This window comes from Virgibacillus alimentarius (genome assembly GCF_017874635.1).
Lineage (GTDB): Bacteria > Bacillota > Bacilli > Bacillales > Amphibacillaceae > Virgibacillus_B > Virgibacillus_B alimentarius.
This window is the reverse complement of record NZ_JAGIKX010000011.1, coordinates 1-25,612: the sequence shown is the minus strand read 5'-3', so window position 1 is coordinate 25,612 and position 25,612 is coordinate 1. Positions and strand designations below refer to the sequence as shown.

Below are 25,612 nucleotides of genomic sequence, written 5' to 3'. Positions count from 1 at the left end.
AGTAATTCTTAAAGAAATAAGGTGAAAATATGGATATCAATCAACAATTTACCCCCGGTCAGGTGGTGTATATGATTATTCGTAATCCACATGCACAGGATGTGGCTAATGTACAGCAAGCGGCAGTTGTCCAAAATCCGGATAACCCTGATGAACTGGCATTGTTTTTACATGAAACATACTTTCCTTTATCGGAGGAATTTGCGATCTTTGAAACAGAAGAAGAAGCGGAACAGACTTTTTGTGAGGCGTTCGGATCACCGGAGGATAGTGATTATTATGGTTAAACCATTTGTTCCACAGTTAATTTATGTTGAACCCCGGGCACTAACGTATCCGCTGGGTAAGAAACTGGTGGACAAGTTCCAAGATATGGGGATTGAAATCAGGGAGACTACCTCACATAACCATATTCGCAACCTTCCCGGTGATAATCATTTTCAAAAATATCGGAACGCGAAATCAACACTTGTAGTGGGCGTACGCAAGACACTAAAATTTGACACTTCAAAACCATCTGCCGAATATGCCATTCCTTTTGCTACTGGCTGTATGGGGCATTGCCATTATTGCTACCTGCAAACGACAATGGGAACTAAACCATATATTCGGACATACGTAAATACGGATGAAATCTTTGAAGCTGCAGAAGCATATATGGAAGAGCGTGCCCCGGAAATAACACGTTTTGAGGCATCATGCACCTCAGATATCGTTGGGATTGACCATTTGACTCACACACTTAAAAAAGCCATTGAATTTTTTGGGAGGTCTGATTATGGCAAATTGCGCTTTGTCACAAAGTTTGAGCATGTTGACCACCTTTTAGATGCAGAGCATCATGGGAGAACTCGCTTTCGATTTAGTATCAATGATGATTATGTCATAAAATATTTTGAACCGGGCACGTCAAGATTGAATGAGCGGATTAATGCCGCTGTGAAAGTTGCGGAAGCTGGTTATCCTTTAGGTTTTATCGTTGCCCCTATTTATTTACATGATGATTGGAAAGATGGCTATCACGAAATGTTCGAAAAACTGAAGGATGCACTACCCGGATTTGCGAAGAAAGATCTGACATTCGAGATGATTCAGCACCGATTTACTAAGCCTGCTAAACGTGTCATTCAAGAGAATTACCCGATGACAAAGCTTGAGCTTGATGAAGCGAAACGAAAATGGAAATGGGGCAGGTATGGAATCGGTAAGTATGTATATACCAGTGAGGAACAGGAAGACATCAAGGACACACTGGGGAACTATATCCACCAATATTTCCCTGAGTCAAAAATTGAGTATTTTACTTGATAGCGGAAAATCAACAAACCTTTAAGTTACTTGGCTAAGTGAGGAAGAATGAAAAAAATGGAGTAAGAACAAAATATTCATCATAATCTACGTGCTTTTGGTATTATTTTCTTTCCTAAGTAAATAATACGGATAAACACTTTAAAGGAGGGCACATAGATGATTGAGTTGCAAACAGAACTTGAAGGAAAAAGAACCTATTATCGTGATATGGAAAAGCACGCTAAAAAACTTGGTTATTGTCTCGGAGAATGCTGGGACTATCATAAGGGATGCCTGGATGGACTACTCTGGCGCGAAGCAGGTGAATCCATCTATTTAAGAATGCCATTTAAAGTGCTGGAGGGGGAACTTGATCGTCCAAATGCCTATATTCAGTTTGAAACACCGTATGTAATCAAACATGTTGTCAATACAGGGCTGGACAAAAGTGCAAATGCACTGGGCGCTGCTACAGGCTTCAGCCAATTTCAGAAGCCACTAGACAAAGATGGCTTGATTAGGGATAAAAATGAATGGGAAGACTTGGGCGAGCGAACAGTCAATACAATAGTGGAATATGTCCGTTTTGCATAACTATACAATTGGCAAGTAATGAAAGGAGTAACTCGATTGGATCAGCAGGAAATGAAAAGGACTGTAGAGAAAATTATAGGTGAAAGCGCTGTTGGTACGATGGCGACAGTTAAACAGAACAAACCGCATTCAAGATACATGACTTTTATTCGAAACGATTTAAAGCTTATTACCGCAACCAGTTTGGAGACACATAAAGCTGAAGAAATAAAAGCAAACCCATACACCCACATCTTGTTGGGCTATGAAGGAGAAGGGTTTGGTGATCAATATGTGGAATATGAAGGAAAAGCTGTGATATATAGCACTGCTGATCTGAAAAATGAATTATGGAATTCCTACATGGAGCATTGGTTTCATGGGCCGGATGATCCGAATTACATCCTACTGGAAATTACACCGGTTCGAATAAGAATCATGAACAAAACAGGTGCTGAACCAAAATTATTGGAATTTTAACAGGAACCGGGTAGCTTTTATATCCGATATTTTGGTTCGTAGATAAAGTGAAAATTCTTCGCATCTGCATAAGTGTAGCAAGGCATTCGCCGAAAGGTTGGCGAATGCCAAGTTTTCATTATACATTTACAGGTTGATTCCCTTTTGATTTTTCCGCGGTACAATGGATTTCTCCACAGAGATTATTTTTATAACCCCTTCGTTTCATTTCGTTTATGACCTTCATGTGGTACTGGTACAATTTATAGAGAGAATGACTGCATACATAGTTAACCATTTCATGCTTTTTTCCCAGCCGTTTCCCCCCAGTGCGCAACATTCTCTGTGCTGTTCAAGTAGCTACTGACGGAGAATTTTGGGCAACAGATTATCATGTCTCCGTTTAAATAGGTTAATCGATTTTTGGGGCTGTTTCTTAATGAATTGGGATACAGCCCTTTTTAGGAATGGGAAAGTGGACAAAGTTTTAAAATGGGGAATTTACTTGATCCTATTCATTATTGTAAACTAAGTGCAAGCAAATGATTGGATCGATTTAGGATAAAACAAATTTGTATATACTAATCCTATTTTAAACAATAAGGAGAGAAATTACATGACAAAGGGAAATGAAATCAGCAATAATAAGGAACTGTCACCAGAACAAGGTGAAGCATTACTTCGTGTGTTGAGAGCCCGTTTTGAAAAAAATAAGCACCGTCATAAAGGTCTAACATGGGCTAAAGTTCAGGCAAAGTTGCAAACTCATACAGACAAACTGTGGTCACTCCATGAAATGGAAAGAACTGGCGGTGAACCGGATGTGGTAGGTTATGATAAGGAGAAGGATGCATACACTTTTTATGATTGTGCAGCGGAAAGTCCCAAAGGCCGCAGAAGTGTTTGTTACGACCGTGAAGGGTTGGAGTCGAGGAAAAAACATAAACCAGAAAATAATGCGATTGATATGGCAACTGCCATGGGCATTGAACTTTTAACGGAAGAACAATACCGAGCATTACAGAAACTGGAAAATGTCGATATGAAAACGTCGAGTTGGGTGCAAACACCATCTGCTATTAGAGAACTTGGTGGTGCTCTTTTTTGCGATTATCGCTACGGGCACGTCTTTGTGTATCACAACGGTGCGTCCTCTTACTATAGTGCCAGAGGGTTCCGCGGCTCACTAAAGATCTAAATGTTGTACGAATAGCTACTATATTTGCATTTGAAAACGGATTTACCTAGGGAAAGGCATTCCTTTCAAAGAGGGCTCCCGCTTCCATTTTGTGCATGGCATAGCCCAAAAATAAGTAGCAAAACATGCGTTTGCATGGTATCATATTCCCATGCAGATTGCTCTTTGAAAACGGAAGCGATAAGGTTGTTGCAGAAAAAACGTCTGCAACGTAAAATTTTCAACGTTCTTTCGTCTCACACTTACCGATGGATTCAAAACCAAGCAAAGTAGGACATGTGGCGAGTCCAGCGTACAAGATAGGAAGCGATAATCGTCGGTGCAACGGGGTTAGCCTGCTAAGTGGTCGGTAGTTCAATACGGGTTCTTTTCGGATGTTTATAGTCTTTGCTATTTTTGTGCTAAGAAAATAGAAAGTGTAATGATATACTTAAGTATAGGGTATAGGGATTACAACATGGTATGAACCTAAGTAGAAAACATGAGAATTACATATGTTGGATTTGAGGTACTTACTAAACTGACAGGAAATCTGTACCACGTAAAGACAAGGGAAAGGGGGAGGACTATGGACGAAAAAGGACAACTGTCCGCTGAATCAAAAATTAATCATGCTGAGGGAGAAGTCATTAACGCAATTGCCGAAACGATGGATTTGTATGGTGTAACTCCGTCCATTGGCCGGCTTTATGCCACCATGTATTTTAAACATCATCCAATGACCCTTGATGAGATGAAGGACGAGCTTGAAATGACTAAACCTAGTATGAGCACAGCGGTCCGCAATTTACAGGATATCAATATTGTCCGTAAAGTATGGAAAAAAGGCTCAAGGAAGGATCACTTTGTCGCAGAAAAAAACTTCTTCAATTATTTTGGCCAATTTTTCGGAAGTAAATGGAGAAGAGAAGCTGAATTAAATCTTTTCGCTATCAAACAAGCGGAATCTCAACTACAAGAGGTCATACAAGGTGAAGAAGTCGAAGAATATTTAATCGAAAGAGCCAAGCAAGACCTTGAACAGCTAAAGGACTACAAGAAATATTGTTACTGGCTTCAACAGCTCGCAGATTCCATCGACTCGGGTGAAATTTTTGACCTTTTACCAGTGGACAATTCAAATGCAAAGGCATAATTTCAAGTGGCGAAATGTACCGTACCAAGTCGTTATTTCCAGCACTCTCTTTTTGTACGCTTTTCTCAAAATCCCGTTCTCCCTAGGGAGTGTCGGTTCGACCCCGACCACCGGTATCAGAATATCAAGAAACGTTATCATATCATAGCCTTGAGTGAATAAAATCTTTGCTCTTAGGGCTTCAAATGAGTAACCACGACCAACATGATTCATTGTCATAATTAAACGATTTAGGGACTCTGTATAGACATTTGTGATGGGGGAATTGAAATAGTTGAATATTTACTCTTCCCAATTATTCATTGCTTTAATAAGGTCTTCAAAAAATGTCATTAATTCCTCAGGGACATTCAAAAGCCAGTTTTTGTACAGTTTCTAGGCTTCGTTGATTCATTCAGCTTCGTAAAGTGAAGAGGAAATAAATAAATAAAACCTGATAACAAACGTTAGTAAGTCAATGGTGCTGATAGTTCCTTAATCGAATCGGACTCCGGCTACCGCGCTGTCACCCTGCATGTTTTCGTCACGTTCCAAAAATGGGAACCTATCAAAAACATGCAGGGTATTACCTAAACCTCTTCATCAAGTTGCTTATCGGTGATGCATGTGTTGCATTTGCCTGTACCTCTTCTGCAAAAGTCACCCGTCGGCTTCGTTGTCATGATGACATATTGATTTCGCAGGGTTCCCCCACTTCAAGCAACATGGAATGGTGCTAAATGGTGGGTAATTTTAAATCGAAGCATCTCCCATTCCCTTCACATGCCATTCATAAATTTCCATCCAGCCAAGTTCCCTCACTCTTTTGGATGGCCGCTTGATAAATTACTGCCGCTACAACCGCGTCAAATAGGGCCATGCCGGTTGTTTTAAAAATAATCGCCTCATCTTTATGATGGGGAAGTTCGGTCTGTTTACGGATCAAAGTGGATAATGTTTGCACGTCTTTTTCCTGAATCCATCCTTTCTTCAGAGGTTCTGCGATATCACCGGATTCTTCGATAGCGTCATGTGTATCGACGATGATGGTGGATGCTAGATTGTATAAGGCCTTGGGGAACTCGCGCATGTCTGGTTGAAAGGAGCCGACGCCGATCACTAATTTTCCTTTTAATAATGCTTTTTTATCTGGCAAGACAGGTTCGGAGGATGTGGTTGCTGTGATAACGATTTCTGCTTGGCTAACTGCTTTTTCAGCGGACTTTGCAGCACAAATGGTAATGCCAGGAGCAATTGCTGCTTTTAATCGATCAATAAAGGATGCTACTTTTTCACCTTGTGTCCGGTTATAAACAATAATTTTGTTGATGGGGCGTTCTTCGCATGCAGCGATGGCTTGATAAAAGCCTTGTACGCCTGTACCGATAATCGTGAGTGTGGATGCATCTTGCTTAGCCAAATGGCGAACGGCGGAGCCGCCAACTGCACCGGTGCGAAGGCCTGTTAAGTAGGCGCCGTCCATCAGTGCTTTTACTTTGCCGGTTTGATTGCAGTTTAATACAACAAGCCCTTCGATGGTCGGTTGATGGATCCACTTATTATTTGGATATACGGTAACGAGTTTTGTTGTAATATATTCTTCGGTGAAGCAGGGCATCAGAAGGAGTGTGTTACCGCTTTCACTCACTTGGAATCTTGTGGGCATATGGAAGGTTTCATCCTCATAGATCATATAGGCTTGATCAATCCCGTCGATGATTTCTTTCATGGATACAGCTTTGTTGATCGCATGTTCATCTAAGTACAACATATAACATTCTCTCCTCTCTATTCTTATTTATAGTGGATCGTTTGTATTTTATGATGCATAGATGCAGTAGAAGGTTTGCTGCGGCAGCGGAAAACCAACCTAAGGCAAGTTGTTGCGCGCATTTGGCTTGTTTTCGCTCGACTTTTCTACTTTATTACTCGAGTTGGCCGTGCTGTTGCTCGAGTTGCCTATCTTATTGCGCGACTTTACCATATGATTGCTCGTCCTAGAGCCTTTATCGCGCGACTTTTTTCAAAGCGATAGAAATACTTGCTGCTATCATCATGTGATTACGAGTCATTGCTTATCTCCCGACGTTTATCAAATTTCCTTAAGTACAGTTCCTCATTTATAATTTATCATTTTTATTATATGATAAAAATAGGCAATATAACCAATTATCTGAAAAAATAATAGGGTTTTTACAAGCATACCGTATGGTAGGGGGGACGTAAGCGAATGAGAGAATTGGTACAAATAGCACAAAGGTTGGTGAAAGCGGTTTCGGTGACGCTGCCATTTTCGATTAGTTTAAGTGATGCAGATGGCTGTATTGTTGGTGCAACGGATTCAAAGCGAATTGGTACGTTTCATCCGGTATATAAGCGGGTGATCGAAAGCAAGGATGTGATTGCTTTTAGTGATTCGGAGGCTTCTAAATTTGACAATGTCTTACCGGGACTAGCGATGCCGCTGAATTTTCAGGAAGAAACGGTTGGTGTCTTAGGGATCATCGGACCGCCGGAAGAAGTGAGGCCCCATGCGGAACTTACCAAACATTACGTTGAGTTATTATGGCAGGAGACATTTTATAAACAACTAGCTGATCTAAAGACCAAAATGGAAGAGACGTATTTGCAGTACATTTTAATGAATGACGCTAAAAATGAGGAGCAGATGATGCAGTATTGTGATGCACTGCACATCGACATGGATACGCAGATGTTTTGTGTTGTCATTCATGTGGAGGATTATTTGGTGAGGGAATTCGATGATCGGGTCTTTTCATTGACCGTAAATAATTTGAAGGAGCTTATTTTAAGAGAAATCAATCACATTTTTCATCAGAAACAACTCCTAAAGGTTCGTTTTTTAAATACGGATAAAATTGTGCTTTTATTTTCTGCTGCTTCGGTTCATGCATACGTTGCTTTTATGGATGCATTTAAACAAAAAAGTGCAAAACTCCTCAGGCGGCTTGCGAAATATCATCTTTCAGGTCCTTCGATTGCAGCCGGAAAGCTGGTTGATTCTGTGTTGACGATCCATGAATCTTACCAGGAAGCGGAGCAGCTCCTAAAGCAGAGTCATAGGCAGATTTTAAGTTATCATGACTGGGACGTTACTACGGAATTGCTTCCATCCAAGGTGGATCAGGCCTTCAAGGATAGAATGATGTTCCGGTTGCAGGATGTATGGGAAGATAAAAAATGCAAAGAAGTGATCAGCAGTTTCCAAGCGTACTGCCAGTATGGGATGAATATCACAGAAGCGGCGAAGGCTTTAGCGATTCATCGTAATACAGTTATTTACCGGTTGAAGAAAATGGAAGAAATCACGTCCATGGATACAAGAGATTTTCAGCATTGTGCACTTTTATATGTTATTTTAAAAAATATTTGCCCCCTTTTTGTATAGGATGACCAAATGGAAAAAAGATGCAGACAATAGTGATAGCGCTTACATAAATTGTGCGCCAGGGTTTTTCGTTTTTCTCTTTAGAGTTATTTATACATGATTCGACCTGGTGTCTTTATGCATGTTATCCATAGTATCCGAAAATGTCCTCCAGTAAGCTTGGATGTAACAACGATTCAAAGAGGGGGAGCGAGATGCAGAAGCAGACAGATATCATCATTGTTGGCGGTGGCGTGATTGGATCCAGTATTGCTTACCATTTACTAGAGGATGGCTATACCGGCGACATCACCATTTTTGAAAAGGATAAACGATATGAATTTTCCTCTACACCGCGAAGTGCAGGGGGAATCAGGCAATTGTTTACAACCGGCATTAATATCGAGATGGGCAAATATGCGGTTGAAAAGTATGCTGCATTTCCCGAAGAGATGAAGGTTGACGGAGAACGGGCGGAAATTGATTTTCAGCAGCATGGCTATCTTTTTTTAGTAAGCGATGAGCAGGAGATGAAGCAGCTGGAGAGACAGGCGAAGTTGCAGGAACAATACGGTGTTCGTTCTAAGATGTTAGGGAAAGCTGACCTGTTAAATGTGATTCCGGAGTTAAATCTGGAAGATATTGCTGGCGGGTTGTATTCCAGCGAGGATGGTTATTTAGATCCTTATTCGGTGATGCAAGGGTACGCGAAAAAAGCGAAGCAGCTCGGCGCAACTTTTGTTTATGAAGAAGTGCATGAAATTCTTAAAATCCGCAATCATGTAAGCGGTGTCAAAACAGCCGATGAGAATGTTTACCATGCACCGGTTGTGATTAATTGCGCTGGTCCTTGGGCTCCTTATTTAAGTGAGACCGTTGACTTGCCAATCCCAGTTACTCCATTAAAACGGCAAATCATTCAATTCAATGCAGCAGAACCGCTGGAGAAGAAATTGCCATTAACCGTTGACCCGAGTGGCGTGTATTTTCGCCATGAAGGGAGTTCGATTATTTCCGGCTATTCAGAAGATGTAAAGCCTGGCATTGATTTTTCCTGGAAACGTTCTTTCTTTATGGACTTTCTCTGGCCTATTTTGGCGAACCGAGTGCCAAATTTCGAAAAGGCAAAAATTCAGAGTGGCTGGGCCGGCATTTACAGTCATAATACAGTTGATCAAAATGCCATTATCGGCGAACACCCGGACTTAAAAGGCTATCACTTGGCTGTTGGGTTCAGCGGGCACGGGATGCAGCAGGCACCGGCTGTCGGGAAAGGATTATCAGAATATATTCGAACCGGTGCTTATGAAACGATTGATTTTACGCCACTTAGGTTTGAGCGATTTTATGAAAAGGATTTCGTGATCGAGGAGGCCATTGTGTAATTAACCTTTTGAGAGGGGCTGTATAACATGAGAGAGAACTGGGCGGGACGGATTGGTTTTATTATGGCAACCGCAGGATTTGCTATTGGTTTAGGGAACATTTGGCGTTTTTCGTATGTGGCAGGGGACAATGGCGGCGGAGCTTTTCTATTTGTCTATCTCCTTATTATTGTTCTTGTCGGTATTCCTTTATTTTATGTAGAAGCAGCGCTTGGGAGGAAGACACAGTCTGGGATTATCAAAGGGTTACGGAAACTGACGCGAAAAGGAAGTCCGTGGGTATCGATTGGCTGGCTTGGCACACTGGCGGCGACCTTGATTATGTCTTATTATCTCATGATCATGGGCTGGTTATTTGCTTACTTTTTTAAAATTAGTACGGGAACATTCTCCGGTATGACGACAGCCCAAATCGAAACGACATATGAAAATTTGGTGTCGAGTCCAATGGAAGTATTTCTTTATTCATTGATTCCAGTTGCCTTGATTCTATTTATTGTAGGGCGCGGACTTAAAAACGGCATTGAGCGCTTTTCCCGATTTTTCATGCCAGTTCTTGTCATGATGTTAGTAGTCCTTGCTATTTTCTCCGTGACACTTCCTGGTGCAATGGAGGGGATTGTCTGGTATCTGAAGCCTGATTTTTCGCAAGTTACGATGAGCACGATCTTAGAAGCTTTAGGGCAGGCATTCTTCTCCATCGGGATCGGCCTGGCAGCAGCATTTACGTATGGTAGTTATTTGAAAAAAGAGGATTCGAATTTAGTGACAGATGGTTCCTGGGTGATTGCGCTTGATACCTTTATTGCGTTTATTTCCGGTCTGGTTATTTTCCCCGCGCTTTTTGCTTATGGGATTGCTCCGACTTCTGGTCCGGGATTACTTTTTATCGCCATCCCAAATCTCTTTGATCCAATCCCAGGGGGCATCTTCTTTGGTTTAGTCTTTTTCTTCCTAGTGATTATCGCAGCGTTGATGACGGGGGTTGGTTTAGTAGAGGCAGTCGTTGCTAATGTGGAGGAAGTCTTTCATTTCAAACGCCGAACAAGTCTTTATCTTTCGATGGCGATCATGGTCATTTTATCGATTCCTTCGATTTTGTCGCATGGGCCTTGGTCCCATGTCACATTATTCGGGCAGACGCTTTTTGAATTCATTGATTATGTCTCAGGCAATGTTTTGCTGACGCTTGGCGGGCTGCTCATCTCTTTATATGTTGCTTTTGTCTGGAAGTTCGAAAATTATATGAAAGAAGTGAATCTTGGTGCGAAATTCCTTAAAGTAGGCCCTGTATTCAAGCCAGTAATTACATTATTTATTCCCGTCATGATTGTGGTGGTTTTTGTGTCGAATGTTATTTAAAGGATTCAAAGGTGGAGGTATCGAATGGATATAATAGCAGATCGGGTGAAACAAATTCCCCCGTATGTATTCGCAGATTTTCAACGAAAGAAACAGGAAATGGTCGCCAAGGGGGCGGATGTAATTGACTTAGGAATTGGGGCGCCGGATTTACCTGCCCCGTCAAGCATGATTGAAAAACTATCTAAAGAAGCAAAGAAAACAGCGAATCACAGGTATTCGAGTTTTCAAGGATGCAAGGAGTTTCGAGAAGCGGTAGCGGCCTTTTACAAAAAACAATACGACGCAGAAATCGATCCAGAGACGGAAGTTTTAACACTTATTGGATCCAAGGAAGGCCTTGTTCAGTTGATGCAAACGGTCATCAACCCTGGTGAAGGTGTCCTTGTTCCCAACCCCGGTTATCCGGCCTACCGGACAGCGGTGCGTTTAGTGAATGGGGTTGTTTATGATCTGCCTTTAGATGCTTCTTGCAATTACCGGCCAAAGTTGGATGAATTAAGTGAACAAGCAAAACAGGCGAAGCTGCTGTTACTAAATTATCCAAGTAACCCAACAGCTGCAACGGTTTCAGTGGATGTTTTCGAAGCGGCGATTGCATTTGGAAGAAAAAATAATACCTTTATTGCGCATGACAGTGCATATAATCTAATTCAATTTGGCAACTACAAGGCACCAAGTATCCTGCAAGTGGACGGTGCGAAGGAATTAGCGGTAGAGTTTGGCACCCTTTCGAAAAATTTTAATATGGCAGGGTGGCGCATCGGCTATGTGGTAGGGAACAAGAAAGTGATTCAGGCGCTAGCCGCACTGAAAAGCAATATGGACACATCGCAATTTTTACCTATTCAAAAAGCGGCAGCAAAAGCTCTAAATAGTGATTTAAGCAATCCGCGGGAAAATAGCCGGATTTATGAGGAACGGATGCATGTTTTATATGATGCATTGCATAGATTGGGATTGGAAGCGGAAAAGCCCCGCGGGACGATTTTTCTCTGGGTGAAAGTTCCCGGTCACTATACGTCCAGTGCATTTGCTGATTTACTTCTGGAACAGGCGCATATCATTGTAACACCAGGTCACTTTTTTGGTAGCGCTGGGGAGGGGTTTATCCGAATTGCTTTAACCGTTCCACTTGACCGGATCCAAACTGTGATTGCACGACTGGAAAATGTAAAAGGGATGGAGAATGTATGAACCAATATATAAAAAGATTAACCGCTGCACAGGCGATTGTAGAATGTCTGAGGAATGCGGCAATTGATAAGGTGTTTTGTGTTCCAGGGGAAAGTTATCTTCCGGTATTAGACGCTTTATATGAAGAAAAATCCATGGACGTAATTGCAACACGGCATGAAGGGGGCGCCTCCTTTATGGCGGAAGGTTACGGGAAGGCAACAAAGAAGCCAGGGGTAGTGATGGCTACACGCGGCGTTGGCGCAGCGAATTTAGCAATTGGCGTCCATACAGCGTATCAAGATTCCACGCCAATGGTCGTTCTCTTAGGCCAGGTACACAGCAAGTTCCGGGGGCGTGAAGGATTTCAAGAAGTGGATTTGGACCGGTTTTTCCAGCCGATTACCAAATGGGCGACCGAAGTAAAAGACCCGGAACGCATGCCGGAAATCATGGAAAGAGCGCTGAGGACTGCGCAATCAGGCAGACCAGGACCTGTCGTTATTTCCCTACCTGAAGATGTTCTTAAGGAAGTACGTGAAATGCAATTTTATCAAGCGTTTCAAGTACCAAGGCCTGCTCCGTCTGCGGCTGAAATGAACCAGGTGGAAGAGGTCTTACGCACGGCTAAAAAGCCAGTGATTATTGCTGGTGGCGGGATTAAAAGTGCTGGCGCAGAAGCTGCGTTGCAGCAGTTTGCTGAGCAGTATCACCTTCCAGTAGCAGTTGCATTTCGCCGGCATGATGTTTTTCCAAATGATCACCCGCATTACATCGGACACCTTGGACTCGGGGCAAACAAAGATTTAGTACGCATCGTGCAGGCGGCAGATGTCATTCTCGTGCTTGGAAGCAGGCTTTCGGAAGTAACAACGCAGGACTATTCACTGCTTGGTCCTGAGCAAAAATTAATTCATATCGATATGGATGCCGCGACACTAGGGAAAGTTTATCCGGCGCATCTTGGTATTGTTGCAGATTGCAGGGAAGCGTTAAAGGTATTCCATCAGAGGGCGCCATCTTTTCAAATCCCGTGGAAGCAGTGGACGAAAGATGCGCATGCATTTTATGAGCAAAGCAGCGCATTAGACTATGACGAAAGCTGGGTCATTAATCAAAAGATTATTTATGAACTGCTTGCGCATCTGCCAGATTCCGCCATCATTACGAATGATGCAGGAAATTTTGCAAGCTGGATGCATCGATTTTACCGCTTTAAGCAAAAAGATACCTATATTGGACCGACGTCCGGTGCGATGGGATATGGGCTGCCTGCTGCCATTGGTGCAAAGCTTGCGCAACCAGATAAAGTCGTTGTTTCTTTATCCGGCGATGGTGGGTTTATGATGACGTCCCAGGAAATCGAGACGTCCGTTCGATGCGGAGTACCAATTGTCAGCATTGTCTTTAACAACAATATGTATGGCACAATTCGCATGCATCAGGAAATGCATTATCCAGAGCGAGTTGTAGCGACAGATCTTGGGAATGTTTCTTTTTCCAAATTGGCCCAGAGCATGGGGGCCGCGGGCGTTACCGTAGCTTCTGCGGCGGACTTTAAGACGGCTTTACAAAAAGCGTTAAATCGCGAAACAACAACCGTGATCGAAGTCATTACGGAGAAGGAAGAAATTTCAGCAGGAAAAACGATTCAGTCGATTCGCGATTCGAAAAAATAGCGTTAGGAAACATGATTTATTGATCGATAATTTTTTAAAAGGAGTGGATTTAGAATGGCAAACGCATTAGTAGACAAAGAGGTATTGATGAATCATATTAACGGACAGTGGGTGAAGCCAGAAGAAACACGGGATGTCATCAACCCGGCTAATGGCGAAGTAGTTGTAAAAGTGCCGCTTTCCACAAAAGAGGACGTAGACCAGGCAGTCCAAGCTGCGAAACAAGCGCAGAAAAAGTGGGCACTGGAACCAGCTCCTCAAAGAGCAGAGATATTGTATGAAGTCGGCCGGATAATGAAGGAGAGAAAAGAACATTTATCCAAACTGCTGACACTCGAAAATGGAAAAGTACTCGAAGAAGCACGCGGGGAAGTACAAGAAGGAATCGATATGGCCTTTTATATGGCAGGTGAGGGACGCCGCATGTTTGGCCAGACGACAAATGCCGAATTAAAGGATAAATTTGCGATGAGTGTGCGCGCGCCGATTGGTGTGGTTGGACTAATTACGCCATGGAATTTCCCAATTGCGATCGCGACTTGGAAATCCTTCCCGGCCATTGTTGCAGGAAATGCAGTGATTTGGAAACCAGCAACAGAAACGCCAATTATGGCAAACGAACTAATGAAAATTTTTGCGGAAGCAGGACTTCCTAAAGGTGTCGTTAATGTTGTTTTTGGAACTGGTGGATCGGTTGGTGATGCGATGGTGCACCATCCAGCTATTAAAGTGATTTCGTTTACCGGATCCAATGAAACAGGAAGCAATATCGCTGCGGAGTGCGGCCGTCAATTAAAGAAAGTATCGCTTGAAATGGGCGGGAAAAACGCAGTCATTGTGATGGATGATGCAGACCTTGATCTCGCAGCAGAAGGGGTTATCTGGAGTGCATTTGGAACAAGCGGCCAGCGCTGTACAGCGTGCAGTCGTGTCATCGTACATGAAAATGTCAAAGAAGAACTAGAATCCAAGGTATTACAAAAAATGAAAGGTCTAAAAATCGGAGACGGGCTGAACGAGGACGTGAAAGTTGGACCAATTATTAATCAGGCTGGTATGGATAAAATTAAAAAATACATCCAAATTGGCCAGGAAGAAGGCGCAAAGCTGCTCGCAGGAGGAAAGGAATTAACCGGCGGCGATCATGCGAACGGATTGTACTTTGAACCGACTGTGTTTACGGATGCGACGATGGATATGCGCATTGCACAGGAGGAAATATTCGGACCTGTCGTTTCTTTCATCCCTGTAGCATCGTTTGAAGAAGCAATTGACGTCAATAATCGTGTGGAATTCGGCTTATCCAGCTCCATTTTCACCCGCGACGTGAATCAAGTGTACAGGGCACAACGAGATTTAGATACAGGGATCGTCTATGTCAATGCAGGAACAACAGGTGCGGAGATTCACCTCCCATTTGGAGGAACGAAAGGAACAGGTAATGGACACCGAGATTCAGGTGTGCAGGCGCTGGATGTATTCACCGAATGGAAAGCCGTTTACGTAGATTATAGCGGTAAATTACAGCGTGCACAGATTGATGTGGAATAAGAAAGCATGGAGGATTTAATTTGTTTACGTTGATCTTCATTTAGTTGAGACTATACACGATTGTCGTTGTACAAATGACAACCGTGTATAGTTTATGTAATGGTTCCAGGTTTGCAAAAGCAACATTGCAGCCATAATTAACTAGATGTTATTTTTTGGCGATGCACTTATTAAAGTTTATACTGTCTATCCTATTTTCTTGTTTATTTAGAATAGATGCAAAAGCATATAAAGGAATGGAATAGTGAAAATGCACAGTACAGTCGTTAACAATACACCTAACGTTGCAAAATTCGTGTCGGCTCCAAATTTTTGTGAAAATAATGACGTTGTTGGTGCAGAGGGCATCCCGGAAACCAACATTGCAATGGCTAGCAATGGAAATGAGACAGGTAACAATAAAAATGGGAGCAATAACAATGGAATAATTAGAAGTCGAGCCACTGCAGACTTCCATAAATAAGGGTTTTTCAGCATGAAAGGAATATCTTTATATGTTGTGTTTGCCAGTAAACTTCCAATTAATATCATGGAAAGGGGGATCGTCATTTTTCCAACACTTTCTAATGCGCTTGAGAAAATTTCCGGAAAACGGAAAGGGGAAAATAAAACCATGAAGCCTGCAACGGTCGACAAAATTCCTGGATTCAGGAGAACACTTTTCCATTTTATCGTTGTTTTTCTTTTCGTAAATAAGAAAATACCGTAGGACCATATACATAGTAAATAAAACAAATTAAATAGGCTTAAATAAATAATGCCTTGTTCCTTAAAGAGGATAAAACATACTGCATATCCGATAAATCCCTGGTTTCCAAAGATAATCAGGCTTTCATAGACACTTTCTTGTTTCTTTGGAAGATGGGCGCGTTTTCTCATCCAAAAAGCTAAAAGGATTGCTAGTGTAAGTACATAAACAGACATGGACAGAAGCCAAAGAAATTCCTTGATGACAGTAAAAGAAAAGGGGATATCCAGCGAGAACAAAATAAGTGCGGGTAAGGTAATATAGAGGATCAGTTGTGTTAACACATCATTCGTATGCCTATTCAGAATATCTTTTTTTCTTACAACAAATCCTAAGATTCCAATGCAATAAAGCATTATCATTTCCTGTAAAAAATCTCCTGCCATGCTCATGATTATCCCTCCATGGTTTACAGTATGAAAAGGAAAGCAGGGGGGTTCCAAGGTTTGTTTGATAGATTAAAGCGTTTAGGTTAATCCGCATTTCTTGGGAGGGGCTGTAAATGTTGTTTCTCCTGAAATGGGAAAAAGCCTCTCTAAAAAGAAGAAATCCTTGCAGCGCGACATCCGTGCAAGGATCTTGTATCTAAAAGAATAATAATCCGATCGATATGGGAATGAAGCTCCATATTAAAATCATGACGCAAAAGCCCATGATATCTTTTACTTTCAGGCCGGCGATTGCAAGGAGAGGCAGTGCCCAAAATGGCTGGATCATATTTGTCCATGCATCTCCCCAAGCTACTGCGACAGCCGTTTTTGCTGTATCAACGCCAATTTCAAGTGCTGCAGGGATCATGATTGGCCCTTGAATCGCCCATTGACCGCCTCCGGATGGGACGAAAAAGTTGACGATGCCAGCGCTGATAAATGTAAACCATGGCAGTGTGAAATCATTTGAAATACTGACAAACCACAGTGACATTTGCTCGGATAAACCGGAAGCTACCATCATTCCCATAATCCCCGCATAAAATGGAAATTGGACAATGATCCCCCCGGCATTTTTAACGGCGCTTGTTACACTATCAAGAAAACGGCGCGGTGTCTGGTGAAAGATAATGCCTAAAAATAAAAAGATAAAATTAACGATGTTGATATTTAAATCAAGTCCATTTTGTATAAAAATGATAGATCACGTAGGCGAGCCCCAACAATCCTACGATCAGCGAAACGATTTTGCTGTTTTCCAAGCGTTCTGCAGGTGTGTGACTCTCGATTGGCTCTTCATTCCTCGCTTCAACTGCGGCGGTTGTTTGATTTTCCAGTAATTCCGGATCAATTTTCCCTGAACCATCACTAGATTTCATGAGCAATCGATTCAGCAATGGCAGGGAGAGGAGCAGTGTCATCACAATAAATAAATTAAAGTTACTTAGAAGCGTTTCGGTGATGGGAATGACTCCGATTACATCCGCCAAAAAGTGGTCCTCCGTGGCTATGGTTAACGGAATCGATCCCGATAATCCCCCGTGCCATAGCAAAAATCCGCTATAAGCACTCGCCATTAATATTCGGTAATCGACCGATGGCACTCTTCTCGTGACATGGATTGCCAGAAGCGCGCCTACAACTAACCCAAATCCATAGTTAATCAAACAAGCAATGGCAGCAACGAAACTAACGAGTACAACTGCTTGAGATGGTGTATTTGCGAGCTTACTTAATTTGGATAATAACTGTTTAACAATGGGAGTATTAGCCAGGATGTACCCCGTAATAACGATAAGCGACATCTGCATCGCAAAGTCCAGTAAATCCCAAAAGCCATCGCCCCAGTACTGAACCATATGGATAGGGGAGCTATCTGTAAAGCCAAGGCCTAAAATGAAAACAATAAAAGTTAGAATAATAGCAAATAGAAACGCATCGGGCAGGTATCGTTGTACCATCCGATCAAAAAACGCAGTGAGTGGCTTCAGCATTTTTTTCCTCCTTTCCTAGGTTAAAGCGCTTACATAAAGATAGCAAATGTTTCTGATTATTGCAACTCTCTCTTGGAGGGGACGTCTAGAAATCGATGTTGATAGACACCTATACTACCATATGTTTTGCATGTAGTTATGGTATATTTATATTAACATATTTTACACACGAGGAGGGTTCGGACGTGAAACGGTGTATCTACCTAAGTTTTGCATGTTTGTCTTGATTGGTTTTGAGCAGATGAGGAAGCGATGGTAAAAAATTTTAATGAATAACGAGGAAGTGAATACATGTTAGGTTATTATAGTAAGCTTTCTTCCCAAGTCTATGATATGGACAAATATATTGGTCTTTCCTATGGGGACGTGGCGTTTTATCGGGATCGATTAGCTTCTTGTACAGGGAATATTCTTGAACCAGGAGTTGGAACTGGTCGAATTCTCATTCCGCTTTTAGAAAAAGGGTTGAAGGTTGATGGCTTCGATGTTTCTAGGGAAATGTTAGAAATATGCCGTACGAACTGCAAAGCAAGAGGGTTACATCCAAATTTATTTGAAGGGAAAATGGAATCTGTTGCATTAGATAAAAGGTATGAAGCTATTATCGTCCCAACCGGAACATTTTTGTTGTTACATCAAAGGGAAGATTCTATGAAAGCATTAAAAAATTTCTATCATCATCTCAAAAGCGGTGGAAAATTAATGTTAGATATCTTTTTACAAACGGATTTCGCAATAGGCCAAGGAACAACAAGAACATGGGAATCTGAAAATGGCGATATGATTACATTAGAAAGTAAGGTAGTAGATGTGGATTATATCAACCAGTACACCATATCACACAATCGTTATGAAAAATGGCGTAACGGCGTATTAGTACAAACGGAATTAGAACGATTTCCGCTTCGTTGGTATGGAGTTGAGGAGTTTAAAATGATACTTGAACAAATAGGATTTGAAGATATTATCATTTCAGCAGATTATACGTACGGACAATATCCTACTAAATCAAATCAAACCATTACATTCGAAGCGGTTGTGCGTAAGGGGTAATGTTTTTTGCTACTGTGGGAGGGCGCACGGACTTAAATCCTCCCGAAAAATGGAGGAGACCCTCTTTAACACGCATTCGCGCAATAAAGCCGGGAACTCGCGCGATGTTGCTAGAAAGTAGCGCCATAACGCTATGGAGTCGCGCGATAACCATACAAATTCGAGTGATGTTCAAAAAAACTCGCGCAATCTTGTTATGAATTCGCGCAACCTCATCCATTGGTCAATTTACCAATGCAGAAGCAGTGGTTAAAAAGTCGTTTGAAAGTGAGAAATCGATTAAAATACTTGAATCAGGGGGAATGGATCATGACAGAACGATTCACGGGAAAAGTAGCTTTCGTAACTGGAGGCAGCAGAGGAATTGGCAAGGCAGTTGCCGAGCGATTTGCCCAAGAGGGAGCGAAGGTGGCAATTATTGATATCAACGAGGAAGCGCTCGGTGAAACGGAAAAAGAACTGCAAGACAAAGGCTACGCAGTTTTAGCGAAGAAGGCAAACGTGGCGAATGCTGAAGAAGTAGAGGCAGTTATGGAAGCGGTTGTCAGTAAATTTGGATCCCTGGACATTCTCGTTAATAATGCCGGTGTAATCCGAGATAATTTATTGTTTAAAATGACGGACAGTGACTGGGAGCAGGTGATGGATGTTCATTTAAAAGGCTCTTTTAACGCAGCGAGAGCAGCCCAAAACTATATGGTGGAGAATGAATACGGGCGCATTATTAATACATCATCAACATCTGCGCTCGGGAACCGCGGCCAGGCGAATTATGCGACAGCGAAGGCGGGACTGCAAGGGTTGACCAAAACGCTTGCCATCGAACTCGGTAAATTTGGCATCACGACAAATGCTGTGGCACCAGGCTTCATCGAAACGGAAATGACCCAGGAAACAGCCAGGCGCATTGGCGTTCCTTATGAGGACTTAGTCAAACATAGCGTAGCGTCCATTCCTGTTGGGAGAAGCGGAAAACCATCCGATATCGCCAATGCAGTCACATTTTTTGCAGATGAACGATCGTCATTCGTGAATGGTCAGGTAATTTACGTTGCCGGCGGTCCTAAGGATTAACAGACAATGAGGAGTGGTTTATGCATGTTTAAAGAGCATATCGGCAAGCAATCCAATAAAATTAAAAATGTAGTGGAGCGCGGGATGGTCAAACGGTTTGCTGAGGCAATCGGTGACATGCACCCCATTTTTGTCGATGAAGCCGTCGGAAGACAGTCAAGATATGGACAAAACATTGCTCCACCCACGTTCCCGAGAGTTTTCGATTACGGCGAAATAGAGGGATTGGATCTGCTCAGCGATGGGCTCATTCACGGCGAGCAAATCTATCATTACACGCGCCCTCTCTTGGTAGGGGAAACAGTCTACTGTTATACCAAAATAGAAAATTACTATGATAAAAAGAGCAGAAGCGGTCTGCTTGGATTCCTTATTGTAAAACGATTTGGGGAGGACGGCGAAGGTGAGACCATTTTTACCGAACAGCAATCCGTGATTATCACCGAAGCGGTCAGGAAGGAGCTGGTGAAATGAAGTCCCTTTCCGACTTACAAATAGGAGAATCGCTTGATCCGATCACACTTCAACCGGTTTCTCGACTTGATTTGATCCAATATGCAGGGGCCTCCGGCGATTTTAACCCCATTCATACGATTGACGCGGCTGCAGAAAAGGCGGGCCTCCCCGGCATTATTGCCCATGGCATGTGGACGATGGGGAACTTGTCCAAATTGTTTACCCCTTATTATGAAGAAGGTTTTATCCAAGATTATCAAATCCGGTTTTCCGGAATGGTTTTTCTTGATGATGTGATCACATTGGAAGCTGATTTACGGAAGAAGGATGCTAACCATCGGCTTTTTAATGTCAGAGCGGTGAACCAGGACGCGGAAAAAGTAATCAAAGGCAAAGTGAATGTTAAACTTTTTTAAGGAGGATTTTATTTATGGAACAAAAGAATGGCGTGATACATTCCTACGGCTCTTAAGCGAATGTCGAGCGAAAAAGTGAGTGACTCGAGCAATAAAGTGAGTGACTCGAGCAATAAAGTGAGCGACTCAAGCGATAAAGTAAGAAAGTCGCGCAATAAACGATAGAACTCGCGCAACACGCATGGCATCACTAGCAAGGTTCAAAGAGCCATTCTGCGCACGTAAAAAAGTTCCCTGCATTGCATGATGAATGCAGGGAACTTGTATTTTAACCTATTCCACAGCACTTCTGTCTTTCTTATCCGGAAACAGCAAACTGAACACAATGCCAAAGATGGCAGCAATGAAAAAGGTGGAGAAACGTGAAGTAATGATGGAATCAAGCGGTGTACTAATCCACAAAATCGTGAATACAAATCCGGAAATAATTGTGGCGATGGCACCTGTACTCGAATAACGCTTCCAGAAAAAGGTCATTAGAATAACTGGAGATAGTGTACCACCGACGCCTGCCCATGCCCAGCTCACGATGAGATACACGAGCGAATCGGAGGTTAATGCAATGACCATTCCTAAAATTCCGGAGATAAGGATCGTCATTTTGGATATCCAGACAAGCTGCCTGTCGGACAATTTAATTCCAAGTGCTCGGTGAATAATATCTTCACTAACGGAACTGGTCACAACAAGCAATTGTGAATTGGCAGTCGTAATAATCGCAGCCAATATCCCGGCAAGCAGCAGCCCGGCAATCCATGGAGGCATCAAGTCCATAATCATCACAGGCAAAATGGTTTCCACATCCGCAAACGATCCCTGATCGTACATCGCAATCGCTGCAAGCCCGATCAAAAAGGCACCGATATAGGCTAAAACGGTCCAAACAATGGCAACCGTCATTCCTTGTTTTACTTCTTTTTCATTTTTCAATGCCATGAAACGGGCGCTTAATTGCGGCTGACCGCCAAGGTATCCAAAGAACCATGAGAAGTTATTGAAAAAGAGTACCCCTAAGGCAAAGCCTGTTGCACCGCCAAACCAAGAGTGAAACGAATCCCCTGCTGTGCTAAGCGATTGACTGATGGATAAGTCATTTGCGCCGATGTAAACAAGTGCAACAATCGGCAAGACAACAAGCGTAACAAGCATCATGATACTTTGAATCATATCTGTCCATACGACAGAGATGAATCCGCCAAAAAAGGCAATGGATAACACAACAATGGTGGAAATAACAATCCCTAGAGCAGGGTCCATGTCAAAGGAAGTCAGAAATAATTTCCCAGCCCCAGCCAGTTGCGCACCAACATAAAACATAAAAAAGCTGGCGATTAATATCGTCGTAATCCACCGAATGATATTTGCCTTTTCCTTAAAGTTAACCGCAAAATAATCTGGTAAGGTCAATACTTTATGATGATCCGTTTCTTGCCTAAATTTCTTTGCTAAAACCAGCCAGGAAAAAATGATCCCGGAGGCAATCCCAGCGGCGACCCAAATTCCTGAAAGTCCTGTCGTAAACACAAAGCCTGTAAAACCAAGCAAGAGCCATGCCGATTCACCAGTTGCACGTTCAGAGAATGCCAACGCCCATCCCGGCAGCCTTTTCCCGCCAAGCAGAAATTCCGAATGGCTTAACTTCCCACGACTTGTTAGATAACCAATCCCAATAATGACAATAAAATATAAGATAAATACGGTAACAATGGTACTATTCATGATGTTCCCTCCCAGTAGCATATTAGTAAACGCTTACAATTCTATCGCTTTATTACTCATCCTATTGGTAAAAAAGGGAAAACATGCATGTTCATTTTTTGGAAACTTTTCAATCCTATTGACTGGAAATCATCCCAGTTATAGGATCTTGCTATTTTAAAAGAATAATAGGCAAAAAATGTGAAAGTCGCGCAATAAGGTAGGAGAGTCAAGCGAAAAAGTATAGAACTCGCGCGATATGGTGGTACACTCGAGCAATAAAGTGTGAAAGTTGTGCGATAAAGCAGGGAACTCGCGCAAAGGAGTCATTATCACGTGGAACGCAGGTTTTACGACTAGCGCTTGTGAAGGGATTTTCTCATTTGATTCTTCTATTCTGAGCATATTCTATCTTCCCTAAACACAGCATAATTGATAATGTTTAAAGATAATTGATAAAAATGAACATAAAAATCGATCATTTATTTTTAAAAATTATCAAAACATAGAATATGATCATGTGTCTATTAGCTAAAAGGATCAAAACCATTGACACAAATTGTTCAAAATAAATTACATTGAATCCCGAGCTTTTCGATTGACCAAAGTAACTTTCTATGTAATAATCATAATCGTATTAGAATTATTATAAATAAATAACGAAAATAAATTAATGAAGACCATTTAAACGAAAGAAGCGATGGTCCCAAATGATTTATGAATAATTCTAAAAAACATAGTAGGAGGAAATTTATTATGTCCTTAATTGGAAAAGAAGTACAACCATTCAAAGCATCCGCTTACGATAGCACAAAAGGTGAATTTATAGAGGTAACTGAAGAAAACCTGAAAGGACAGTGGAGTATTGTTTGCTTTTATCCAGCAGACTTCTCATTCGTTTGTCCGACAGAGCTTGAAGATCTTCAAGACCAATACGCGACATTGAAAGACCTTGGTGTAGAAGTTTACTCCGTTTCAACGGATACGCATTTTGTTCATAAGGCATGGCATGATTACTCAGATGCGATTAGCAAACTTGAATATATTATGATTGGTGACCCTTCCCAAACCATTTCCCGCAACTTCGATGTACTGGACGAAGCAGAGGGGCTTGCGCAACGCGGTACGTTCATTATTGACCCGGACGGTGTTGTACAAGCAGCTGAAATCAACGCAGACGGTATCGGCCGTGATGCAAGCACATTGATTGGCAAGGTGAAAACAGCACAGTATGTCCGTAATAACCCAGGCGAAGTTTGCCCGGCTAAATGGGAAGAAGGTTCCCAAACACTTGAACCAAGTCTTGATCTTGTAGGAAAAATTTAAGGAGTGCGATCAATCATGCTAAGTGCAGATATAAAAGCACAGCTCGCCCAATATCTAAAAATGATGGAAGGCGATGTGCTACTCAAAGTAAGTGCGGGATCGGATAACGTTTCCCGTGACATGGTGGAGCTCGTGGACGAATTAGCCGCCATATCATCCAATATCAAAGTGGAGAATACCAAGCTTAAGCGAACCCCAAGCTTTAGCGTGAACCGTATCGGTGAAGACACTGGAATAACATTTGCCGGTATCCCGCTTGGACATGAATTTACTTCTTTGGTACTGGCGTTGCTGCAAGTAAGTGGCAGAGCACCAAAGGCTGATGAGAAAGTAAAGGAACAAATTAAAGCCTTAGAAGGGGAGTACCACTTTGAATCATACGTTAGTCTGAGCTGTCAAAATTGTCCAGATGTTGTACAGGCACTCAATTTAATGAGCGTGCTTAACCCGAACATCACGCATACCATGATTGATGGTGCCGCATTTAAAGAAGAAGCAGAAAGCAACAACATCATGGCAGTACCGACTGTGTTTTTGAATGGAGAATCATTTGGAAGCGGCCGTATGACGCTCGATGAGATATTTGCTAAGCTTGGCGGTGATCCGGACGCTTCTGAATTTGAAAATAAAGATCCGTTTGATGTACTTGTTGTCGGAGGTGGACCGGCGAGTGCAAGTGCTGCAATCTATGCAGCGCGTAAAGGCATTCGTACAGGTATTGTCGCTGAACGCTTCGGCGGCCAGGTCAACGACACAGCAGCGATTGAAAACTTCATCGGTGTCAAGCGTACCGAAGGCCCTCAATTCGTAGCAAACCTAGGAGAACACGTGAAAGACTATGACATCGACGTGATGAATTTACAACGTGCCAAAAGTTTAGAAAGAAAGAAGGACTTCGTTGAAATTGAACTGGAAAACGGAGCCGTTCTCAATAGTAAATCCGTTATCCTTTCAACAGGTGCGCGCTGGCGCAAAGTTGGCGTACCCGGTGAGGATGAATTCCGAAATAAAGGCGTCGCATACTGTCCACACTGTGATGGTCCGCTGTTTGAAGGAAAAGACGTAGCTGTTATTGGCGGCGGAAATTCTGGTGTGGAAGCAGCCATTGACCTTGCAGGAATTGTAAAGCATGTAACGGTTCTTGAATTTGCACCGGAGCTCAAAGCCGATTCTGTACTACAGGATCGCCTCAAAAGCCTGCCAAACGTCACTGTTCTGCCAAACGCGCAAACCACAAAAATTACCGGAACAGACAACGTAAACGGTATTACCTATGTGGATCGTGGTACACAAACAGAACATCATATTGAACTTGCAGGCGTATTTGTCCAAATCGGTCTTCTGCCGAATACGGACTGGCTAGGCGACGCAGTTGAACGAAATAAATTTGGTGAGATCACCATTGATCGACATGGTGCAACAAACGTACCCGGCGTATTTGCTGCGGGGGACTGCACCGATGATCCAAACAAACAAATTATCATTTCCATGGGATCCGGCGCGAATGCGGCCTTAAATGCCTTCAACTATCTTATCCGAAATGAAGCCCCAGTAGAGATTGCTTCATCCTGACCCTGGTAATGAGAAAATCACTTTACGAACCATTTGGTAGTAAAGTGATTTTTTTTTGCAAAAAATGGGTGCGCTGATTAAGTCCATATAATTGTGTAAAAGAAAAGGATAAACAAAAAGGGTCATATTAACTCCTTGTGATACAATGTTTTCAACGACGAATACAAAGT

Annotated in this window: 22 protein-coding genes and 2 pseudogenes; 18 read left to right on the top strand and 6 right to left on the bottom strand. The window is 42.4% G+C overall.

Annotation, left to right across the window (positions count from 1 at the left end):
• Nucleotides 1-29 precede the first annotated feature (29 nt).
• The 4 genes from J2Z81_RS07780 to J2Z81_RS07765 all read left to right on the top strand — a co-directional run bounded on the left by J2Z81_RS07780 (nucleotide 30) and on the right by J2Z81_RS07765 (nucleotide 2,343).
• The gene (locus J2Z81_RS07780; RefSeq protein ID WP_029268651.1) at nucleotides 30-287 is read left to right on the top strand and encodes a transcriptional regulator SplA domain-containing protein; all 258 of its coding nucleotides are present in this window, start codon (nucleotides 30-32) and stop codon (nucleotides 285-287) included.
• Nucleotides 280-1,308, top strand: a complete 1,029-nt coding sequence (splB, locus tag J2Z81_RS07775) for a spore photoproduct lyase (protein WP_029268653.1) — start codon at nucleotides 280-282, stop codon at nucleotides 1,306-1,308. The genes J2Z81_RS07780 and splB overlap by 8 nt, the downstream gene beginning before the upstream one ends.
• A gap of 159 nt (nucleotides 1,309-1,467) precedes the next feature.
• On the top strand, nucleotides 1,468-1,884 hold the full coding sequence (locus J2Z81_RS07770; RefSeq protein ID WP_029268656.1) for a YugN family protein: 417 nt from the start codon (nucleotides 1,468-1,470) through the stop codon (nucleotides 1,882-1,884).
• A 36-nt stretch (nucleotides 1,885-1,920) separates the two neighbouring features.
• Entirely contained in the window at nucleotides 1,921-2,343 is a 423-nt protein-coding gene (locus J2Z81_RS07765) for a pyridoxamine 5'-phosphate oxidase family protein (RefSeq protein ID WP_226371066.1), read from the top strand.
• 118 nt (nucleotides 2,344-2,461) lie between these two features.
• On the opposite strand, the gene J2Z81_RS16195 is transcribed toward J2Z81_RS07765, so the two are convergent.
• Nucleotides 2,462-2,620: a pyrimidine dimer DNA glycosylase/endonuclease V gene (locus tag J2Z81_RS16195; protein ID WP_198020924.1), complete on the bottom strand. Its 159-nt coding sequence runs from the start codon at nucleotides 2,618-2,620 to the stop codon at nucleotides 2,462-2,464.
• 318 nt (nucleotides 2,621-2,938) lie between these two features.
• Here J2Z81_RS16195 and J2Z81_RS07755 point away from each other — a divergent pair, with 318 nt between their 5' ends.
• Together J2Z81_RS07755 and cudC are read left to right on the top strand one after the other, a co-directional pair.
• Nucleotides 2,939-3,520 carry a DUF4256 domain-containing protein gene (locus J2Z81_RS07755; RefSeq protein ID WP_029268660.1) on the top strand — a complete coding sequence of 194 codons (582 nt, stop codon included), beginning with the start codon at nucleotides 2,939-2,941 and terminating at the stop codon, nucleotides 3,518-3,520.
• Nucleotides 3,521-4,088: 568 nt separating this feature from the next.
• Nucleotides 4,089-4,655 (top strand): choline uptake/conversion transcriptional regulator CudC, encoded by a 567-nt coding sequence (gene cudC, locus J2Z81_RS07750; RefSeq protein ID WP_029268662.1) that lies wholly within the window; start codon nucleotides 4,089-4,091, stop codon nucleotides 4,653-4,655.
• A gap of 147 nt (nucleotides 4,656-4,802) precedes the next feature.
• Here the strand turns inward: cudC and J2Z81_RS16275 are convergent.
• Together J2Z81_RS16275 and J2Z81_RS07740 are read right to left on the bottom strand one after the other, a co-directional pair.
• Nucleotides 4,803-5,000, bottom strand: a pseudogene (locus J2Z81_RS16275) (transposase); the annotation flags it as partial.
• A 424-nt stretch (nucleotides 5,001-5,424) separates the two neighbouring features.
• A complete protein-coding gene (locus tag J2Z81_RS07740) occupies nucleotides 5,425-6,405 on the bottom strand; it encodes an ornithine cyclodeaminase family protein (protein WP_226371065.1) in 981 nt (326 codons plus the stop codon).
• A gap of 459 nt (nucleotides 6,406-6,864) precedes the next feature.
• Here J2Z81_RS07740 and J2Z81_RS07735 point away from each other — a divergent pair, with 459 nt between their 5' ends.
• The 6 genes from J2Z81_RS07735 to J2Z81_RS07710 all read left to right on the top strand — a co-directional run bounded on the left by J2Z81_RS07735 (nucleotide 6,865) and on the right by J2Z81_RS07710 (nucleotide 15,175).
• Nucleotides 6,865-8,043: a CdaR family transcriptional regulator gene (locus J2Z81_RS07735; protein WP_226371064.1), complete on the top strand. Its 1,179-nt coding sequence runs from the start codon at nucleotides 6,865-6,867 to the stop codon at nucleotides 8,041-8,043.
• Nucleotides 8,044-8,237: 194 nt separating this feature from the next.
• On the top strand, nucleotides 8,238-9,407 hold the full coding sequence (locus J2Z81_RS07730; RefSeq protein ID WP_226371063.1) for an NAD(P)/FAD-dependent oxidoreductase: 1,170 nt from the start codon (nucleotides 8,238-8,240) through the stop codon (nucleotides 9,405-9,407).
• Nucleotides 9,408-9,434: 27 nt separating this feature from the next.
• Nucleotides 9,435-10,769 (top strand): sodium-dependent transporter, encoded by a 1,335-nt coding sequence (locus tag J2Z81_RS07725; RefSeq protein WP_226371062.1) that lies wholly within the window; start codon nucleotides 9,435-9,437, stop codon nucleotides 10,767-10,769.
• A 24-nt stretch (nucleotides 10,770-10,793) separates the two neighbouring features.
• Nucleotides 10,794-11,966: an aminotransferase class I/II-fold pyridoxal phosphate-dependent enzyme gene (locus tag J2Z81_RS07720; protein ID WP_226371061.1), complete on the top strand. Its 1,173-nt coding sequence runs from the start codon at nucleotides 10,794-10,796 to the stop codon at nucleotides 11,964-11,966.
• Nucleotides 11,963-13,624: a thiamine pyrophosphate-binding protein gene (locus tag J2Z81_RS07715; protein WP_226371060.1), complete on the top strand. Its 1,662-nt coding sequence runs from the start codon at nucleotides 11,963-11,965 to the stop codon at nucleotides 13,622-13,624. Before J2Z81_RS07720 ends, J2Z81_RS07715 begins: the two co-directional genes overlap by 4 nt.
• Nucleotides 13,625-13,678: 54 nt before the next feature.
• A complete protein-coding gene (locus J2Z81_RS07710; RefSeq protein ID WP_226371059.1) occupies nucleotides 13,679-15,175 on the top strand; it encodes an aldehyde dehydrogenase family protein in 1,497 nt (498 codons plus the stop codon).
• A 207-nt stretch (nucleotides 15,176-15,382) separates the two neighbouring features.
• Here J2Z81_RS07710 and J2Z81_RS07705 read toward each other — a convergent pair whose 3' ends face one another.
• Both J2Z81_RS07705 and J2Z81_RS07700 read right to left on the bottom strand, forming a co-directional pair.
• A complete protein-coding gene (locus J2Z81_RS07705; protein WP_226371058.1) occupies nucleotides 15,383-16,315 on the bottom strand; it encodes an AEC family transporter in 933 nt (310 codons plus the stop codon).
• 193 nt (nucleotides 16,316-16,508) lie between these two features.
• Nucleotides 16,509-17,847 (bottom strand): annotated as a pseudogene (locus J2Z81_RS07700) (short-chain fatty acid transporter).
• A 291-nt stretch (nucleotides 17,848-18,138) separates the two neighbouring features.
• Here J2Z81_RS07700 and J2Z81_RS07695 point away from each other — a divergent pair.
• The 4 genes from J2Z81_RS07695 to J2Z81_RS07680 all read left to right on the top strand — a co-directional run bounded on the left by J2Z81_RS07695 (nucleotide 18,139) and on the right by J2Z81_RS07680 (nucleotide 20,846).
• Complete coding sequence (locus J2Z81_RS07695; RefSeq protein ID WP_029268680.1) at nucleotides 18,139-18,900, top strand: class I SAM-dependent methyltransferase; 762 nt, start codon at nucleotides 18,139-18,141, stop codon at nucleotides 18,898-18,900.
• A 309-nt stretch (nucleotides 18,901-19,209) separates the two neighbouring features.
• Nucleotides 19,210-19,974: an SDR family NAD(P)-dependent oxidoreductase gene (locus J2Z81_RS07690; RefSeq protein ID WP_029268682.1), complete on the top strand. Its 765-nt coding sequence runs from the start codon at nucleotides 19,210-19,212 to the stop codon at nucleotides 19,972-19,974.
• 24 nt (nucleotides 19,975-19,998) lie between these two features.
• Nucleotides 19,999-20,448, top strand: coding sequence for a MaoC family dehydratase N-terminal domain-containing protein (locus J2Z81_RS07685; protein ID WP_226371057.1), 450 nt, complete (start codon nucleotides 19,999-20,001; stop codon nucleotides 20,446-20,448).
• Nucleotides 20,445-20,846, top strand: coding sequence for a MaoC/PaaZ C-terminal domain-containing protein (locus J2Z81_RS07680; RefSeq protein WP_226371056.1), 402 nt, complete (start codon nucleotides 20,445-20,447; stop codon nucleotides 20,844-20,846). Before J2Z81_RS07685 ends, J2Z81_RS07680 begins: the two co-directional genes overlap by 4 nt.
• Before the next feature lie 273 nt (nucleotides 20,847-21,119).
• Here the strand turns inward: J2Z81_RS07680 and J2Z81_RS07675 are convergent, their stop codons facing one another.
• Entirely contained in the window at nucleotides 21,120-22,565 is a 1,446-nt protein-coding gene (locus tag J2Z81_RS07675; RefSeq protein ID WP_226371055.1) for a sodium/proline symporter, read from the bottom strand.
• A gap of 735 nt (nucleotides 22,566-23,300) precedes the next feature.
• Here J2Z81_RS07675 and ahpC point away from each other — a divergent pair.
• Nucleotides 23,301-23,870, top strand: a complete 570-nt coding sequence (ahpC, locus tag J2Z81_RS07670) for an alkyl hydroperoxide reductase subunit C (protein WP_226371054.1) — start codon at nucleotides 23,301-23,303, stop codon at nucleotides 23,868-23,870.
• 12 nt (nucleotides 23,871-23,882) lie between these two features.
• Nucleotides 23,883-25,442 (top strand): alkyl hydroperoxide reductase subunit F, encoded by a 1,560-nt coding sequence (gene ahpF, locus J2Z81_RS07665; protein WP_226371091.1) that lies wholly within the window; start codon nucleotides 23,883-23,885, stop codon nucleotides 25,440-25,442.
• Nucleotides 25,443-25,612: the final 170 nt, after the last annotated feature.

Coding starts and splice junctions, on each gene's coding strand:
- cudC (WP_029268662.1), top strand. CDS start 4,089: ATGGACGAAAAAGGACAACTGTCCGCTGAATCAAAAATTAATCATGCT.
- J2Z81_RS07685 (WP_226371057.1), top strand. CDS start 19,999: ATGTTTAAAGAGCATATCGGCAAGCAATCCAATAAAATTAAAAATGTA.
- J2Z81_RS07720 (WP_226371061.1), top strand. CDS start 10,794: ATGGATATAATAGCAGATCGGGTGAAACAAATTCCCCCGTATGTATTC.
- J2Z81_RS07780 (WP_029268651.1), top strand. CDS start 30: ATGGATATCAATCAACAATTTACCCCCGGTCAGGTGGTGTATATGATT.
- J2Z81_RS07730 (WP_226371063.1), top strand. CDS start 8,238: ATGCAGAAGCAGACAGATATCATCATTGTTGGCGGTGGCGTGATTGGA.
- J2Z81_RS07770 (WP_029268656.1), top strand. CDS start 1,468: ATGATTGAGTTGCAAACAGAACTTGAAGGAAAAAGAACCTATTATCGT.
- J2Z81_RS07735 (WP_226371064.1), top strand. CDS start 6,865: ATGAGAGAATTGGTACAAATAGCACAAAGGTTGGTGAAAGCGGTTTCG.
- J2Z81_RS07695 (WP_029268680.1), top strand. CDS start 18,139: ATGTTAGGTTATTATAGTAAGCTTTCTTCCCAAGTCTATGATATGGAC.
- ahpC (WP_226371054.1), top strand. CDS start 23,301: ATGTCCTTAATTGGAAAAGAAGTACAACCATTCAAAGCATCCGCTTAC.
- J2Z81_RS07725 (WP_226371062.1), top strand. CDS start 9,435: ATGAGAGAGAACTGGGCGGGACGGATTGGTTTTATTATGGCAACCGCA.
- J2Z81_RS16195 (WP_198020924.1), bottom strand. CDS start 2,620: ATGGTTAACTATGTATGCAGTCATTCTCTCTATAAATTGTACCAGTAC.
- J2Z81_RS07690 (WP_029268682.1), top strand. CDS start 19,210: ATGACAGAACGATTCACGGGAAAAGTAGCTTTCGTAACTGGAGGCAGC.
- splB (WP_029268653.1), top strand. CDS start 280: ATGGTTAAACCATTTGTTCCACAGTTAATTTATGTTGAACCCCGGGCA.
- J2Z81_RS07740 (WP_226371065.1), bottom strand. CDS start 6,405: ATGTTGTACTTAGATGAACATGCGATCAACAAAGCTGTATCCATGAAA.
- J2Z81_RS07680 (WP_226371056.1), top strand. CDS start 20,445: ATGAAGTCCCTTTCCGACTTACAAATAGGAGAATCGCTTGATCCGATC.
- J2Z81_RS07705 (WP_226371058.1), bottom strand. CDS start 16,315: ATGAGCATGGCAGGAGATTTTTTACAGGAAATGATAATGCTTTATTGC.
- J2Z81_RS07715 (WP_226371060.1), top strand. CDS start 11,963: ATGAACCAATATATAAAAAGATTAACCGCTGCACAGGCGATTGTAGAA.
- J2Z81_RS07675 (WP_226371055.1), bottom strand. CDS start 22,565: ATGAATAGTACCATTGTTACCGTATTTATCTTATATTTTATTGTCATT.
- J2Z81_RS07710 (WP_226371059.1), top strand. CDS start 13,679: ATGGCAAACGCATTAGTAGACAAAGAGGTATTGATGAATCATATTAAC.
- J2Z81_RS07755 (WP_029268660.1), top strand. CDS start 2,939: ATGACAAAGGGAAATGAAATCAGCAATAATAAGGAACTGTCACCAGAA.